Here is a 16792-nt window from a genome sequence, read left to right on the forward strand (position 1 = left end):
GGTTCGATGGCAGAAAAAGCAAGATCAGAAGCTGAATTACTCCGTCTCGCGAAAGAGGAACTTATCGCGCTCGGACATAAAAATGGTGAATTGTCACACCAAAAGATCGAAGACAAACTAAGTTCGTTCGAATCAATGGATGCTCAGCAATTCGAGGAATTCCTTCAGTTGCTTGAAACAGAAGGTATCAAGGTCAATAATGACGGCACAGGAGATGAGAAAGAAGAGGCGGATCTAAATGATTTGTCTGTTCCTCCTGGTGTCAAGATCAATGACCCTGTCCGGATGTATCTAAAAGAAATCGGACGCGTTGATTTGTTGAATGCAGAAGACGAAGTCGAACTCGCGAAACGAATCGAGCAAAACGATGAAGAAGCAAAAAAACGATTGGCGGAAGCAAACTTACGTCTCGTCGTTTCGATTGCGAAGCGTTATGTCGGACGCGGCATGTTGTTCCTTGATTTGATTCAAGAAGGCAACATGGGTCTGATCAAAGCGGTCGAGAAATTCGACTACACGAAGGGATATAAATTCTCGACGTATGCAACATGGTGGATTCGTCAGGCAATCACACGCGCGATTGCTGACCAAGCGCGGACAATCCGAATTCCGGTTCACATGGTTGAGACGATTAATAAATTGATTCGTGTCCAGCGTCAACTTTTGCAAGATCTTGGACGAGAACCATCACCGGAAGAAATTTCGAAAGAGATGGAAATCACGCCGGAAAAAGTCCGTGAAATCCTTAAAATTGCGCAAGAGCCGGTTTCTCTTGAGACTCCAATCGGGGAAGAGGATGATTCACATCTCGGAGATTTCATCGAGGACCAAGATGCGACGGCACCACAAGATGCTGCAGCATACGAACTCTTGAAAGAACAACTTGAAGATGTGTTAGATACACTGACGGATCGTGAAGAAAACGTTCTTCGTCTTCGTTTCGGACTCGATGATGGTCGGACACGGACACTTGAAGAAGTTGGGAAAGTATTTGGCGTTACACGTGAGCGGATTCGTCAAATCGAAGCAAAAGCACTTCGGAAGTTACGTCACCCGAGCCGTTCAAAACGCTTGAAAGATTTCCTCGATTAATTCAAAGTGTGAAGAATATATGAAATTTTAGTGGGAAGGAAGAAAAAAGTTTCGTTTTTTTCTTCCTTCCCTGTTTTTTTTACAGTAGAATAGTAACGGGGAATACCATTCAGTCACCAACTTGGTTGGGTATAGAATATGGGGGGAATCCAAATGCGTAATCCATTAGTACCGTTCGCGGCGATCGCAGTCATCGCCATCATCGCTATGATTTCATTGTCTTACTTTGGGGTCGATCAGGTGAAGGAAGCTCGCAAAGGGCCGTCAACTGCAGAAATGAAGCCGGAAGACTTGTTTGCATCTAAAGGATGTACAGGATGTCACGGTGGAAACTTAGAAGGCGGAACAGGTCCGAACTTAACAAAGATCGGCGCGAAGCTGAAAGAAGATGAAATTAAAGACATCGCAATGAACGGTAAAGGGCAAATGCCTGGCGGTCTTGCGAATGACGAAGAAGCAGCTGTTCTAGCCAAATGGTTAGCTGCTAAGAAATAAGAACAAGGGCATCTATCTCTTCACGAGATGGATGTTTTTTTGTGGTGTATGGTATCTTTTTTAGCGCAAATCCGCTATTTTTAAAAGAGAGTTTTTCGGAAAATAGGAAGGATGAAGATGATGCAAATGAACGTCGTATTGGATCAACGACTCCAAAAAGTCGTGTCGTATATTCCACAAGGAGCAATCCTCGCAGATATTGGATCAGATCATGCATTCGTACCATGTTTTTGTATCCAGCAACATAAAATTGAACGCGCGATTGCAGGAGAGGTGAATGAAGGACCGATGGAAGCGGCAAAAGGACAAGTGGCGCTTGTCGGTCTCGAATCACAGATTGATGTCCGTTTAGGAAGTGGCTTATCGGTTTTAAAGCCGGGTGAAGCAACGGCGATCACGATTGCGGGAATGGGGGGAACGCTGATTGCCTCAATCCTTGAAGAAGGGAAAGATCGATTGTCGGGAGAGGAGCGCTTGATTCTTCAACCGAATGTCGATGCAGTCGATGTCCGGAAGTGGTTGCTGACGAATTCATATGCGTTATTGTCTGAAGCGATCGTCGAGGAGAACGGGAAGATCTATGAAATTCTCGTGGCAGAACGTGGAGATGAAACACTTTACTCAGAGGACGAAACAACACGTCAGTGGGAATTGTTCTTTGGACCACAGTTAATGCGGGAACGTGCACCAGAATTCATCGAAAAATGGCAGACTGAAAAACAGAAGCGGGAGTATATCCTAGCTCAGATGAAACAAGGACAAGCAACGGAAGTTTTATCTGAAAAAATCGAAGCCATCGAACGATTGATTCAAAAGATGGAAGAGGTGACGAACTAATGGCGAATGGGAACCATGTCATTGAGCAGTTTGAAGCATTTGCTCCGAAAAAATTCGCACTCGAAGGTGATCCGATTGGTCTACAAATCGGAACATTGAACAAGGACGTCAAACGTGTACTCGTGACACTTGATGTCTTGGAGTCTGTCGTCGATGAAGCGATTGAAAAGAAGGTCGATCTCATCATCGCGCATCATCCACCGATTTTTAGTAAGTTAGCAAATGTGACGGATCGTTCTGCAACAGGACGGATTGTCACCAAATGTATCAAACACGATATTGCGGTGTATGCTGCGCATACGAACCTTGACGTGACACCAGGTGGGGTTAATGACTGGATGGCAGATGTGCTGGGTCTTGAGTCTTGTGAAGTACTAGCGCCGACGTTTGAAAACACGCAATATAAACTAAGTGTCTTCGTGCCGACTGAGGCTGTAGAGCGCGTTTCAACAGCCCTTGCACAAGCGGGAGCAGGAAAAGAAGGGGACTACAGTGATTGTCAATTCCACGTCGATGGAACGGGTCAATTCCGACCGTTGACGGAAGCTACCCCGTATATCGGTGAAGCAGGGCGACTCGAACGCGTCTCAGAAGTCCGAATCGAGACGATTGTCACGGAACTGAATCAGAAACAAGTCATTCGAGCGATGAAACAGGCTCACCCATATGAGGAAGTCGCCTATGATCTCATTCGTCAAGAACGCCCGGCAACATCACTTGGTCTCGGACGGATTGGTCGGTTACCGGAAGCAATGACGTTACGGGAATTTGCAGAGCATGTTCGCGATGCGTTTGGAGTACAAAACTTACGCTTCGTTGGAGACGAATCACGCCACATCCAAAAAGTAGCAGTCCTTGGTGGTGACGGCAATAAGTATGTCTCGACTGCAGCTTTTGCGGGAGCAGATGTCCTTGTGACAGGCGATCTCTATTTCCATGTGGCGCATGATGCGATGGCACTTGGACTAGCAGTCGTCGATCCGGGACATCATGTGGAGTCGGTCATGAAGGAAGGCGTCGTCAACGAATTGAAGCGTCGATTCGAACAGAAAAAAATCGACGTCGAGCTGCTGATTTCAACAGCGAATACGAATCCGTTTCAGTTTTTATGATGAATCGATGGAATACGTCGATACTACCGTCGTTGTATTTAGTAATAAAAAAAACCGAGTCGCGATCCTCATTCGCGACTCGGTTTTGCTGTATCGATTGTTATGATCAAAGTACTTTGACTTTAGGCAAGATGCGTCGTAATTCAAGGAACGGTGTCTTGTCATGCGTACTGATATCAGCAGGATCATATTGTTGTAGAAAATCAATGACCTTTTTCGTGATTGGTGTTGGTGTTGATGCACCTGAAGTGACACCAACTTGAGTCACACCCTCAAGCCAAGTCAAATCAAGTTCTGTCAAATCACCAATCCGATGTGCTGGAGTTCCAGCGATGTCAAAGGATACCTGAGCCAAACGATTTGAGTTGTTTGAACGCGGGTCCCCGACGACGATGACGAGATCGCAATCTCCTGCTTGATCAGCCACCGCTTCTTGCCGGACTTGTGTTGCGTTACAGATTTCATTGTGTACTTCTACATGCGGATACTTTTTACGAACGTGTTCCATCAAAGCTTGGACATCCCATTGGCTCATCGTCGTCTGATTCGTGACGATGATTTTTTTGTGGGCAAGCTGAGGTGGGAGTTCTTCGATATCTTCGACTTTTTCGATGAGGTGCACATGCTCTGGTGCTACACCGACTGCACCTTCAGGTTCCGGGTGTCCATGTTTGCCGACGTAGATGACTTCATAATCATCTGCGACGACTTGGCGAATCAAATCATGTGTACGCGTCACGTCAGGACATGTTGCATCGACGACGTGTAAGTTTTTCTCAGCAGCACGGGCATAAACAGCAGGTGAAATGCCGTGTGCAGTAAAGATGACAGTGCCCTCTTGAATCGTCTCTAACGCTTCGAGGCGATCGGGACCATCGACAGTGATGACACCCATATTTTCGAACTCACGTGTCACGTGAGCATTGTGGACGATCATCCCTAAAATATGGATCGGACGTGGCAAGTCTTTATTCAATGCCGCTTGTTGTGCAAGTTTCATTGCATCGACGACACCGTAACAATAGCCGCGGGGGCTGATTTTTTTTACTAGCATAGTTATGGATTCTCCCTTTGTGAAAAAGAATGATTAGTTAGAGTGTACCATTGATTGAAGCTGAATGAAAATAGAGGAGTCTGTTTCATCCACAGAACATGCTATACTAATGAAGTTGTCAATTATTCAAAAGGGAGGCGAAGGGATGGAGTCTAAGAAAATGATGCGGTCGTATTTTTTTCAAATCACCGCCGTCTTATTCATCCTGATTTGTCTTGTCATTTCAGCGCTTGCCTTCACTGCTGACCGGGTCACGATTTCTCGGGTCGAGCAACAAACAGAGAAACAGAGCGAAAAGAGTGTCGAGGTCTCAGGAAATGCGATTCGCGACAATATTGGGAATCTGCACGAAGAGATCATGAGCTTGCAGTTGAATGTCAAAAACCCCGAAAAGCTGAAACAAAAAATTGAAGAATCAAATCTATTAGACATTGATACAGGATTTAAGAGTTTCTTCTACTTTGATCGACAGACGAAGCAAATCACTTGGTTCTCAAGTGAGGATCGACGCATAGAAAACAGTACGATCCTAAAAGATGATGAATTCTTGCAAACGTTGACGAGTACGGATTTTCATATGAGTAAGTTGTATACGATGGAATCAGACGCTGTTTCCTATATGTTCGTTCCGGTTCGAGACGGCAACGAACGTGTCGGTGTCTTTGGTGGTGGGTTAAGTGTCATGAACTCGATCGTCTTTCGGAATTCACTTGAATCATTTGACGATCAAACGATTGCCTACCTGTTCAATAGTAAAAAAGAATTGTTAGCCACATCCAGTAATCTGGTACCGGATGAAGAACGCTTATTATCGAAAAGTGTCATTGAACGTGCTTTTGAATCGGTAGAGCCTTCTGAGATTTTTAGTACGAACCAAGATATGTATTACTTTGCGAAAGATTTGAAGGTGACGGATTGGAAGATTCTCGTTCGAACGCCACGAAGCGTCTTTTATGAACCAGTCTACACGACACGGCAACAGTATTTGATCATCGCTGCCTTGACGCTCGTCCTCAGTCTGATCGTCGGCTATTTGATGTCAAAACAATTGACGGCACCGATGCTTGAACTTGTGAATAAGATCGAGAAAAGCACCTCACCCAAACCGATTGTTCTCGAACGTGCCGGATCAAACGAAGTCAAGACACTCGTTGCTGCCTATAACGAGTACGCTCAACGAATGGAAAATGCGCGCCTTGAGCAGTTGAGTCAACAACAAACGATGTTACATCAAGAAAAACTAGCCTCACTAGGTCAACTAGCAGCCGGGATTGCCCACGAAATCCGTAATCCACTAACTCCAGTCAAGATGACGTTACAGTTGTTAGCAGCAGAAAAGGATCGTGATCCAGAAATGTTGATTCTCGCCTTATCGGAACTGGATCGAGCAAATGGCATGATTCAAACGATGCTTGATTTATCGAAAGGCGAAAACAATGCACTTCAAAAAACGACGATCGATATGAATGATTTAATGAAGAAGCTGACATATATCTTAGAAGCGGAAGCTCATCATTACGAAGCGGACTGCAAAATTTATACACCGTCCTTCATGCCAAAGATTTATGCATCGGAAGAGGGGATTTTGCAGATTTTAGCAAACTGTGTTCGAAATGCTCTTCAAGCTGTCGCGTTTAAAGGTCCGGATGGAATCTGTCATCTGCATGTCCACGTTTATCCAGAAGAAGTCGTATTCATTGTTCAGGATAATGGGGTAGGGATGGATGGAAATCAGATTGATCATGTCGGTCAAGCGTTCAAGACATCAAAAGTCGATGGCAATGGACTTGGACTCTTCATGTCAAAACAAATCGTTCGTGACCATAAAGGAAAGATGATCTTTGATAGTAAACCGGGTGTCGGTACGACGATTCAAGTCCACTTACCACGAAAGGAGCAAACGGAATGAAATTCAATAAGGCCTGGTTATTTGTCCTGATTGTTTGGATTTCATCCGTTTTGTTCATTTCCAATTTATTCGTCAATCCGGATCCGAGTCCACGTCGTCATCTCGTTGGCTTCACGGTCGTCAATGATAAACATGAATTTGCGCAACGGCTCGTCGATGCGTTCAAGACACAAGCCAAACTGAATAAATACGAAGCAGTCGTCGCGACGTCACATAATTCACGCATCAATGAACGCGAGCAGATTCAAGAGTTCATTCGAATGAAGGTCGATGCAATCTTCGTGACGACGCTTGATGATGTCTATATCGCTAGTACGTTAGAAGAGGCAGCTCGTGCCGGGATTCCGGTCTTTGCGATTGATCGATTAATCCGCTCCGATGCAGTCGTCAGTTCGATTACCTCGAATAACCAATTGATCGGGGAACAACTTGCATCATTTATCAAACACGAACGCATCAAGCAGACGGGACGACCTACAACCGACATCATTGAAGTCGCAGGTACGGCAAACGTCAATACGACGAATGAACGACATCGAGGATTTTTGATTGGTCTTGAGCGTGAGCCGGGACTTCAAATCGTTGAATCCGTGAATGGGGATTACGATCCCGTCACTTCAGAACAGGTCATGACACAGGTGATTGAGTCGGGAATTCCGTTTGATGCCGTCTATTGTCACAATGACGATATCGCACTAGGTGTCCTCGAAGCATTGAAAAAAGCAGGTATCAAAGGAAAAATAATTGTCGGCATAGACGGGAATCGTGCTATATTAGAAGCTGTTGACATGAAATCGATGGATGCGACGGTCGTCCAGAGTGCTGATGAGATGATGAAAGTCGCCTTCAGTGCATTGAAGCTTCATACGAAAAACAAAAAGATTCCAACTCGTTTTTATACGTACTCCTATCTGTATGACGGTAGTAGACCCATAACCATGTTGAACTAATCGAGAGGCAGATGCCTCAGCAAATAAGGAAAGGACGGTGTCAATTCATGAATGGATTCAGCCATTATCAATTACACCCGTTCGTCATCGAAGCACTCGATGACGCCCGCATCACAAAACCGACTGACATTCAGTCGCGGATCATCCCAGCTGCAGTAAAGGGACGCGATATCATCGGTCAATCACAAACCGGAACAGGAAAAACGTTATCGTTCCTTCTTCCAATCGTTCAAAACGTCGATCCAAAGCTTCAAGAATTACAAGCGATCATCGTTGCTCCAACGCGCGAACTTGCTTGGCAAATTCATGAAGAACTGAAATCGTTACTCGTCAAGGAACCAGACTTCATCAAGACGAGTCTTATTACAGGTGGAATGGATCGCGAACGTCAAATCGGTCGTGTAAAAGTCTCACCCCAAATCGTCATCGGAACACCGGGACGTATTTTAGACTTATTCAAAGAACAGGCTTTGAAACCGCATTTCGTGAAGCACTACGTCATCGATGAAGCGGATCAAATGCTCGACATGGGCTTCTTGCCAGAAGTTGACCGGATTGCGCAAGCTCTTCCAGAACAGCTTCAGATGATGGTCTTCTCAGCAACGATTCCTGAGAAATTGCAACCGTTTTTGAAAAAATACATGAACAACCCGCGTTATGCGCATGTGGATCCAAAACAACAGACAGCGAAGAAAATCGTTCACCATACGATTCCGGTCAAGCACCGTGAGCGCTCACAATTGACGTTGAAAGTCGCAAAAGCGTTAAACCCTTATATTTGTTTGATCTTTACGAATACAAAAGCAGAAGCGATCGAAGTCGAAGCTTTGTTCTTAGAAGCAGGACTGAACGTCGGTTCTCTTCACGGTGACCTTCCGGCTCGTCGTCGTAAGCAAGCCATCAAAGAAATCAACGATGCGAAGTATCAATACGTCATCGTGACGGATCTTGCGGCACGCGGAATTGATATTTCAGGCGTCTCGCACGTCATCAACCATGGTATTCCAAAAGATTTAGACTTCTACGTCCACCGTGTCGGCCGGACAGGTCGAGTCGATCAAGATGGATTGGCGTACACATTGTTTGAAGATCACGAGAACGGTATGATCAATCGCTTAGAGGACCGTGGCATTCAATTCACGAACGTCGATGTCAAAGGTAGTCAAATCGTCGAGGTCAAAGAACGTCGCCGTGCGAAGCCACACATGAAGACTGCCGTCTCGAAGACAGCGCATAGCCGCCTTTCGGGTGAAGCAGCAAAAGCGAAAAAACGTGTTAAACCAGGTTATAAGAAGAAACATCAATACAAGCTGAAAGAAACAGCAAAACGTGAACGCATCAAAGAACAACGTGGTGTCGGTCGCGCGCAACGTAAAGAAAACGCACGCAAATCAAAATAACATTGTCGAAGACACCCGTGAAATGAAAAAACATTTTTCGGGTGTCTTGTCGTTTTCAAGATTTGGTACACTGTAAAAAGAGAAAGGTGGAAAAGAACATGAAAATAGGTTCACACGTCTCCGTTTCGGGGAAAAAAATGCTGTTAGGTGCAAGTGAGGAAGCGGCATCTTACGGTGCAACGACTATGATGGTCTATACAGGAGCACCTCAAAATACACGCCGTAAGCCGATGGAAGAGTTACGGATTCAAGAAGCATTGCAACATATGAGTGCTAATGGAATAGAGGAAATCGTTGTGCATGCACCGTATATTATCAACTTGGGGAATACGACAAAACCCGAGACATTCGAACTCGCCGTTTCGTTTTTAGCAGCTGAGATCAAACGAGCAGAGGCATTAGAAAAGGCACAGCATATCGTATTACATCCTGGTGCGCACGTCGGGGCTGGAGAGGATGTTGGAATCAAACGCATCATTCAAGGACTCAACGAGGTACTGACAGGCGAAGAACGGGTCAAGATCGCGCTTGAGACGATGGCCGGAAAAGGATCGGAAATCGGAAAAACCTTCGAGGAGCTTGCTCAAATCATCGAAGGCGTCACACATCATGATCGTTTGTCTGTCTGTCTCGATACATGTCACGTGCATGATGCGGGATACGATATCGTGCACGACCTAGATGGTGTCCTCGAACAATTCGACCGGATCGTCGGACTCGATCGTCTTGGGGTCATTCACGTAAACGACTCGAAGAACGTCCGCGGCGCACGGAAGGACCGTCATGAAAACATCGGCTTTGGTGAGATTGGATTTGATACGTTACACCGTGTCGTGCATCATCCTGCACTTGCCCATTTGCCAAAAATTCTGGAGACACCATACATTGGACTCGATCCAAAGAAAAAAGTCGCGCCGTATAAAGAAGAAATTGATATGTTACGTTCTGGTGCATTTGACGCGGACTGGCGTTTACCGATTCTAGGTGCACCGGTCGAATAACTCATAAAGGGGTGTCTGTGATGTGTCATCTATTCGTCGTCGATGAGGCAAGCTTCGCGATCCGACAAGCTGTTGTCCACTATTATGAAACAAAGGAACCGTTTTATTTGCCGGGAGAACTGGCAGAGGGAGAAGAAGTTTTTCTTTCGACGACCAATGGTATCATTGCGTATGCAGAAGCTTTGTTTACGGAGTATACGACACGTCCAGAAGATCCGTTTTGGTTGACGGCTGCTGACGACTCAGAAGGGTCCTATGTGTGCCTTGACCTCATCAGTGTGGATTTACGTCATCCCTTACTTGGACGACCACTCGATCAACTTGGTCTTAAAACCGGACCAGTCGAAGGCGTGGTTCGCACACGTCTGCTCGATTCATGGCAGTATGGGTATTTCGAAACGGATGTACTGACACTCGAACAGTCTAAACAACGTCGAATCGAGCGCTTTAAGGAGCGAAATCATCTGGAACAAGTCGCGCGTCAATGTGTTCATTGTGAGGAGTCTAGGCAGTCGTTACTCGAATGGCATTTGACACCAGAAGGATATCAGACGGTTTGCCCGACCTGTCACCGATGGTTACATCAACAGATGTTGCATGCGGTAGATACGGCTGCGGCAACGGAAGAGAGTGAGTAAAAGCTTTCCCTATTCAAGCGGAGCTCGCACGAATGATCATTTAATCATTAAAACCTTAAACAGAATCAAAAAAATCGTTCTCTGACTGCCTGGCGCAGAAAGAGAACGATTTTTGTTTGAGTTAGAAAAAGCGTTCTACTAAAAATAGATAGATTTTCATCCCAAGGAAGACACCAAAGATCCCGACGATAGCTGGAAAAACGGGTGGGGCAGGAATCGGCAGTTTCAGTGCGGTAAACACGACACCGCAGATGACGCCTGCGAGAAGGGATAACAAAATTTGCTGAAGCATACATTTCGTCCTTTCTGCTGTAAATCAGCATTTGAAGTAAAGTACATATTAAACGTCAAGTAGCATTTTGATCAAGAATGACTTTGTCCTCCTTCTTTTCAATCGTGATCCACTTTTGTGTTAATGGAGTTGTAAAACTAGGTTTTTGTTTTAGTTTGCCGCTCGTATAGTCTTGAATCAGCAGCTGGGATTCACAGCTCTGTTTTCCATCCTTCACGTAATGATAAGATCCATCGGCTGCCTGCTCACGCGACTTTACATTATCAGCAAGGGCGAGAGCAAGACAATCCTTTAAATACTCCTTATGTTCTTCGTCCATGATCGGGAACAAGATTTCAATCCGTTTTCGCATGTTGCGTGTCATCCAGTCCGCGCTTGATCCATACATCAAATCCTGACCGTTGTGATGGAAGTAGAAGATGCGTGAATGCTCCAAGTAACGGTCGACGATCGAGATGACGCGAATATTCTCCGAAACATCTGGAATGCCAGGACGCAGACAACAGACGCCCCGAACGATGAGTTCGACTTGCACACCAGCGCGCGATGCCTTGTAGAGCCGTAAAATGATGTCTTTTTCCGTTAGACTATTCATCTTGGCAACGATTCGACCATTTCCGTGTTTTTTATGATGATGAATCTCTTCATCAATCAAGGACAGGAACTTCTCAAGCATCGCGTTCGGTGAAGTTTGAATGACGTTCCATTCTGGCTGTTCCCCGTATCCGGATAACCAATTGAAGAAGTTCGTCGCATCCTCGGCGATCTCTTCCCGAGCGGTCAATAATCCGACGTCCGTGTATAGTTTCGCCGTCGAATCATTATAGTTGCCGGTACCAAGATGGACGAAACGCTGAATCTTGCCTTCGTGGAGTCGGACGACGAGCGTGATCTTTGAGTGCGTCTTTAAGTCACTATATCCGTAAATGACATGAGCGCCGGCCTTCTCCAGTTGCTTCGCCCACTCGATGTTCTTCGCCTCGTCGAATCGAGCCTTCAGTTCAACGAGGACGGTGACCTGTTTCCCGTTCTCCGCTGCCGTTTTTAAGGCCTTGATGATCGGAGAATCACCAGATACACGATAAAGTGTTTGTTTGATGGCAAGGACGTTCGGATCATTCGCCGCTTGGACGATGAACCGAACGATCGGATCAAACGTATGATACGGATGATGCAAGAGGTAATCGCGTTCCAGTAATTGATTGAACAGATTTTTTGAACTATCGAGTGCCGGTGGGTCAACCGGCATGATTGTCTGATAAATCAAATGATCATATTCAATACCGATTTGACTGTAGAAGGCAAAGGAGAACGTTAAATCAATCGGACCATCCACGGCAAAGATGTCGCGTTCCTGCAAATCCAGTACATCGCGCAACATGTTGAGCAGTTCCGTGTTGATGGCAGCTTTTTGAACTTCGAGTCGAATGGCCACTCCCCAACGTCGTTTTTTTAATTCTTTCTCAATCAGCTTTAATAAATCATGGGTACCTTCCTCATGAAACGGAAGGTCGGCATTCCGAGTAATCCGAAACGGCATGGCAGACAACACACGATAACCTTTGAATAGACTATCGATGAAGGCGATGATGACATCTTCGAGTAAGATGACAGCCGTCGTCTCATCATCTTCTACCGGTAAATCGACGAATCGTGGCAAGACAGCAGGTACTTGTACGAGCGCCAAATTTCGTTTTGTCCCGTCTTCTGCCTCAAGCACCGTCGCGATGTTGAGTGACTTTGACGAGAGCATCGGGAACGGACGATAGGCATCGACGGCAACGGGCGTGAGTACCGGAAAGACTTGTTCACGGAAAAAGGATTTTACATAGGTCGTCTGTTCTGAAGTCAGAGCGTCGTATTTCAAGAATGTAATGCCTTCATCGGATAACGTCTGATTGATTGCTTGAAATGCTTCGTATTGACGATCGACTAACTCTTTTGTTTTCGCTGCGATCGCACGTAACTGTTGTTTGGGTGTCATCTGTTGTTTATTTTCCGGTTTATTGAAACCGGCGAGTACTTCATCCTTTAAACCACCGACCCGCACCATATAGAACTCGTCTAAATTGGAACTAAAGATACCGAGAAACTTAAAACGTTCCATTAACGGATTGCGTGTGTCGAACGCTTCATCTAGTACACGTTTGTTGAATTGGAGCCAGCTAAGCTCACGATTATTGAAATGTTCCGGTATGTCGAGCTTCATGAAGGAAGATCTCCTTTCGTTTCGAAGGTAATCGTACAATCAATGATTCGTTCCAGATGTTTCTTTTGTTTTTCCGCTTTTTCGACTTCGAATCCATAATCATGATCACCCGTATCGAGAACGAATTGGAGTTGATCCTTTTGAAGAAACAGTTCCAAATGATCGACGGCTTTTCGCTCCGTCACGTCGAGCGCATGACTTAATTTGAGGAGAGATCCAAGTAGGTCGAAGCGATCCAGCGATTTTTCCGTAAACCAGTCCTTGAAAGGTTTCGCAAGCTGGTTCATTCGTTTGGCGGAAGAATAGGAACTGACGAGCGAAAGAGCAACGCGATCCTTATGTGTCATGCCATTCAATTCGGTATTCGTCAACAGATAGAACGTCTGGTCTGATCGTGTATCCGGATTAATGTATTGTCCACAATAAAATAAGCGGCTTGCTGAATCGAGTAGTCGTAGATCAGACGCACGTTCTGAAATCAAGTCGAGCGTGACGAGCTGCCGGTACATCGATTTGGCGAGTGTTCCAATGTATGAGGCACGATCTCGATTGACCTTATAGTCGCTCTCGAGCTGATAAAGACTCTGCTCACGTACGTTTTCAATCCGACGGTATGCTTCGTCTTGCACATCGAACTCGTAAACAAGACCTTCGCGAAGACCGAGATTACTCATGACGAATTCTTCTGCTTCGATATGGTGGGCTAACTCTTGAATCGCAATCAATGCCGGCAGAAAGATATCAATTCGGTCTTTTGATAATCCTTCGATTTTCGATAGTTGTTTCGCTGACTTTCCTTCGAGATCGTCGACCATCTTTGCGAGTTCCTTCGCTTTGATTTGATATTGATGAACACTTCGTAGGGGATAGTCCTGATTCGACTGATGGATCCGGACAAAGTTTCGAGCAGAACCACCGACACCGATTAAAGGAAGCTTCTTATCACTTAACCATGGAATCGATTCGAATTGTTCCCGGAGGAATTTCACCAACTTCTTCTTATCACTGGCACTTAGAGTTTCGTCGGAAACGAATTGCCGTGTCAAGGTGACGGCACCAAATGGAAAGCTGTGATACGCCACCATTTCGCGATTCTCAATCAAGGTGACTTCCATGGAGCCACCACCGATGTCGACAGAAAAGCCATCGGTCAGGAAGGTCGAATTGATGATGGCAAAATAGCCATAGTATGCTTCTTGTTCATCTGTCAGAACCTGAATGGAAAAAGGCGTGTTTTCTGTAACGGATTCAACGATGGCATCTCGATTCGTTGCATTACGGATCGCTGCTGTCGCGACACAAATCGTTTCTTCGACCTCGTGGGTGACGCCAACTTCATAAAAACGATGTAATGTTTCTTCGAGTAAGGCGATGCCTTCATCATCGAGTGCTCCATCCTCATTGATGTGAGCAGATAAACGGGCGACGACTTTAATATTAATCTTCTCGATATAGCGACCAGAATCAATCGGATGGAAGATGACATAACGAATTGAGTTGGAACCAATATCGATGACTGCAAGTTCTTGTTTCAAATGACTCCGACTCCTCTCTGCGATGCGTGCATTAAAAGAATTCCCTCTCTGAACAAGCCGGAAACAGCTAGCTTCTTTCTTTATTGTACCTTGAATTTTTTCCAAGGAGGATAGGAAGTTGCTAGAGTTGCACCAATAATTGGCGGGCGCTATAATAAGACAGTTGATTAAGGCGTAATTATTCCGTTTTACGAAAACGGAAGGAGTGAAAATAAATGGAAACACCAATCATCGAGATTGATCAAGTCAGCTATGATTATCCGGATCGCCGGGTGCTGAATCAAGTCTCGTTTCAGGTTGAGCAAGGACAATTTTTAGCAATCGTCGGGGAAAATGGATCCGGAAAATCGACGCTAATCAAATGTATATTAGGGTTATTGCAACCGAAAGGAACGATTCGTTTATTTGGACAATCCCAATCACAATTCAATGAATGGTGGCGGATCAGCTATGTTTCGCAAAAAGCGGCAGCGTTCAACTCCGGTTTTCCGGTGACTGTCGCAGAAGTCGTTGAGATGGGACTTTATGCAAAAAAAGGACTCTTCCGTCGTTTGTCTCGTGACGATCGAGACAAAGTCCGGACTGCCCTTGAAACGGTCGGCATGTGGGAACGACGCGATTCAAAAGTCGGCGACTTATCTGGTGGTCAACAACAACGCGTCTTTATCGCGCGGGCACTCGTTAATGATCCCGATTTAATGATCTTAGATGAACCAACTGTTGGTGTCGATCAGCGGTACGTAAAAGAATTCTATGAAATTCTAGAAGAGCTCCGCCGAGATAAGCGACGGACATTCGTTCTTGTTACGCACGATATTCACTTCGTCAGTAAACTTGTCACGGATGTGATCCATCTGGTCGATGGACGTTTAGGGTGTAACTGTGGCATCAAAGAATACTGGGAACTGGATGAACAGACGATCCGCTCACTCTATCCGGTTCCAGGACGTGTCCTCGTTCACGAAGGGAAGAGTGTCCAATGATTGAAGCGTTCATGACGTTAAAGTTTTTACAGTACGCTTTGGTGGCTGCCATTCTGATCGGATTTACGGCACCATTGATCGGATCGTTCGTCGTTGTTCGGCGGATGAGCTTAATTGCAGATGCGCTATCACACGTCACGTTAGCCGGGATTGCGCTCAGTTTATTGATTTCTGGAATGGTCGCACAATTAGCGGACTTGAATCCACTGTATTTAGGAATTGTGACGTCAGTCATCGCGGCACTAACGATCGACTGGTTGCGGGCAAAGTATAAGCACTTCCAAGAACTCGCAATCCCAATCATCATGGCGACGGGGATGGGGCTTGGAGCGACGTTCATTAGTCTCGCGAATGGCTTCTCGATGGATCTCGTCTCTTTCTTATTCGGAACAGTCTCGGCTGTCGCTTTGACGGATGTGTATACGATTCTTGTCGTGACGGTCGTCGTCATCATCTTCGTCTTTGCCTTTTATAAGGAATTGTTGTTCCTCTCCTTTGACGAGGAGCAGGCGCGCGTTTCCGGGATTCGTCTTCGTTTAGTGCATATTCTTTTCATGATCGTCGTTGCACTTGTTATTGCGATCAGTATGCGAATCGTTGGGATTTTGCTTGTCTCAAGCTTAATCACGTTGCCGGTTGCAGCAGCACTTCGAATTGCGAAGAGTTTTAAGGCGACGATCTTTTTAGCCATCATATTTGGTGAAGTTGCGACAGTGCTCGGACTCATCCTGGCCTATCAGTTCGATTTGGCACCAGGTGGAATGATCGTCTTGCTTGCGGTACTTGAGTTGATCATCGTGATGCTGTTGGAACGTTTTTGGATAGGAGGGAAAACACATGAAGACGAACATCGAACAAGCGCGTGAACGAATGAAGGCTTCCGGATTTAAAATGACACCGAAGCGTCTCGATTTGCTGTCGTATCTGTTTGAAGTGAATCGTTATGTCAGTGCGCGGGAAGTAGCAGAAGCGCTTCGAACGTCTCATCCTTCGTTAAGTTATGATACGATCTATCGAAACTTGAATGACTTTTCGGAAATCGACTTATTAGAAGTGACGGAATTAGACGGTGAGATGAAATACCGAGCAGCCTGTGCTTCAGGACACCATCATCATCATTTGATTTGCCGAATCTGCGGCAAGACGGAGACGTTGAATGTCTGTCCGATGGAATGGGTTTCTCCGGTCCAAGAGACTGGTTTTGAAGTCGAGGATCATAAGTTCGAAATTTATGGGCGCTGTGCGAATTGTCAACGCATGACATCTTAAATGAAAGAGGATGCCC

The 16792-nt window shown here is 45.6% G+C and carries 16 protein-coding genes; 12 read left to right on the forward strand and 4 right to left on the reverse strand.

Going from position 1 to position 16792, the window contains the following annotated elements; genetic code table 11:
- Positions 1 to 6 precede the first annotated feature (6 nt).
- The 4 genes from rpoD (at position 7) to ACZGCQ_RS00930 (ending at position 3536) form a co-directional block, all read left to right on the forward strand.
- The gene (gene rpoD / locus ACZGCQ_RS00915; protein ID WP_023467512.1) at positions 7 to 1092 is read left to right on the forward strand and encodes an RNA polymerase sigma factor RpoD; all 1086 of its coding nucleotides are present in this window, start codon (positions 7 to 9) and stop codon (positions 1090 to 1092) included.
- A 153-nt stretch (positions 1093 to 1245) separates the two neighbouring features.
- The gene (cccA, locus tag ACZGCQ_RS00920) at positions 1246 to 1587 is read left to right on the forward strand and encodes a cytochrome c550 (RefSeq protein WP_029341040.1); all 342 of its coding nucleotides are present in this window, start codon (positions 1246 to 1248) and stop codon (positions 1585 to 1587) included.
- A 120-nt stretch (positions 1588 to 1707) separates the two neighbouring features.
- Complete coding sequence (locus tag ACZGCQ_RS00925) at positions 1708 to 2424, forward strand: tRNA (adenine(22)-N(1))-methyltransferase (RefSeq protein WP_285801478.1); 717 nt, start codon at positions 1708 to 1710, stop codon at positions 2422 to 2424.
- On the forward strand, positions 2424 to 3536 hold the full coding sequence (locus tag ACZGCQ_RS00930) for a Nif3-like dinuclear metal center hexameric protein (RefSeq protein ID WP_481265113.1): 1113 nt from the start codon (positions 2424 to 2426) through the stop codon (positions 3534 to 3536). The genes ACZGCQ_RS00925 and ACZGCQ_RS00930 overlap by 1 nt, the downstream gene beginning before the upstream one ends.
- A gap of 106 nt (positions 3537 to 3642) precedes the next feature.
- Here the strand turns inward: ACZGCQ_RS00930 and ACZGCQ_RS00935 are convergent, their stop codons facing one another.
- Positions 3643 to 4590, reverse strand: a complete 948-nt coding sequence (locus tag ACZGCQ_RS00935; protein WP_214728117.1) for a 4-hydroxy-3-methylbut-2-enyl diphosphate reductase — start codon at positions 4588 to 4590, stop codon at positions 3643 to 3645.
- Between the two features lie 145 nt (positions 4591 to 4735).
- Between ACZGCQ_RS00935 and ACZGCQ_RS00940 the strand changes: the two genes are divergently transcribed.
- The 5 genes from ACZGCQ_RS00940 (at position 4736) to ACZGCQ_RS00960 (ending at position 10488) form a co-directional block, all read left to right on the forward strand.
- Complete coding sequence (locus ACZGCQ_RS00940) at positions 4736 to 6499, forward strand: two-component system sensor histidine kinase NtrB (protein ID WP_029341044.1); 1764 nt, start codon at positions 4736 to 4738, stop codon at positions 6497 to 6499.
- On the forward strand, positions 6496 to 7449 hold the full coding sequence (locus ACZGCQ_RS00945) for a sugar ABC transporter substrate-binding protein (protein ID WP_481265114.1): 954 nt from the start codon (positions 6496 to 6498) through the stop codon (positions 7447 to 7449). The genes ACZGCQ_RS00940 and ACZGCQ_RS00945 overlap by 4 nt, the downstream gene beginning before the upstream one ends.
- Before the next feature lie 47 nt (positions 7450 to 7496).
- The gene (locus ACZGCQ_RS00950) at positions 7497 to 8849 is read left to right on the forward strand and encodes a DEAD/DEAH box helicase (protein WP_064300313.1); all 1353 of its coding nucleotides are present in this window, start codon (positions 7497 to 7499) and stop codon (positions 8847 to 8849) included.
- Positions 8850 to 8947: 98 nt separating this feature from the next.
- Positions 8948 to 9850, forward strand: a complete 903-nt coding sequence (locus ACZGCQ_RS00955; RefSeq protein ID WP_029341047.1) for a deoxyribonuclease IV — start codon at positions 8948 to 8950, stop codon at positions 9848 to 9850.
- Positions 9851 to 9870: 20 nt separating this feature from the next.
- Entirely contained in the window at positions 9871 to 10488 is a 618-nt protein-coding gene (locus tag ACZGCQ_RS00960) for a hypothetical protein (RefSeq protein ID WP_214728113.1), read from the forward strand.
- A gap of 121 nt (positions 10489 to 10609) precedes the next feature.
- Here the strand turns inward: ACZGCQ_RS00960 and ACZGCQ_RS00965 are convergent, their stop codons facing one another.
- Genes ACZGCQ_RS00965 through ACZGCQ_RS00975 form a run of 3 tightly spaced genes read right to left on the reverse strand, consistent with a single transcriptional unit; the run spans position 10610 to position 14524 of the window.
- Positions 10610 to 10780, reverse strand: a complete 171-nt coding sequence (locus ACZGCQ_RS00965) for a XapX domain-containing protein (RefSeq protein ID WP_034785920.1) — start codon at positions 10778 to 10780, stop codon at positions 10610 to 10612.
- Positions 10781 to 10835: 55 nt separating this feature from the next.
- Positions 10836 to 12989, reverse strand: coding sequence for an RNA degradosome polyphosphate kinase (locus ACZGCQ_RS00970; RefSeq protein ID WP_350468340.1), 2154 nt, complete (start codon positions 12987 to 12989; stop codon positions 10836 to 10838).
- Positions 12986 to 14524, reverse strand: a complete 1539-nt coding sequence (locus ACZGCQ_RS00975) for a Ppx/GppA phosphatase family protein (protein WP_481265115.1) — start codon at positions 14522 to 14524, stop codon at positions 12986 to 12988. Before ACZGCQ_RS00975 ends, ACZGCQ_RS00970 begins: the two co-directional genes overlap by 4 nt.
- A 215-nt stretch (positions 14525 to 14739) precedes the next feature.
- On the opposite strand from ACZGCQ_RS00975, the gene ACZGCQ_RS00980 reads away from it, so the two are divergent.
- From ACZGCQ_RS00980 to ACZGCQ_RS00990, 3 genes are read left to right on the forward strand one after another with little or no spacing between them, the layout of a single operon-like run.
- Positions 14740 to 15507: a metal ABC transporter ATP-binding protein gene (locus ACZGCQ_RS00980; protein ID WP_023467526.1), complete on the forward strand. Its 768-nt coding sequence runs from the start codon at positions 14740 to 14742 to the stop codon at positions 15505 to 15507.
- Positions 15504 to 16373: a metal ABC transporter permease gene (locus ACZGCQ_RS00985; protein ID WP_481265116.1), complete on the forward strand. Its 870-nt coding sequence runs from the start codon at positions 15504 to 15506 to the stop codon at positions 16371 to 16373. The genes ACZGCQ_RS00980 and ACZGCQ_RS00985 overlap by 4 nt, the downstream gene beginning before the upstream one ends.
- Positions 16345 to 16776, forward strand: a complete 432-nt coding sequence (locus ACZGCQ_RS00990) for a Fur family transcriptional regulator (RefSeq protein ID WP_023467528.1) — start codon at positions 16345 to 16347, stop codon at positions 16774 to 16776. The genes ACZGCQ_RS00985 and ACZGCQ_RS00990 overlap by 29 nt, the downstream gene beginning before the upstream one ends.
- The last annotated feature ends 16 nt before the right edge of the window (positions 16777 to 16792 follow it).

The organism is Exiguobacterium sp. HSB13 (assembly GCF_056764755.1).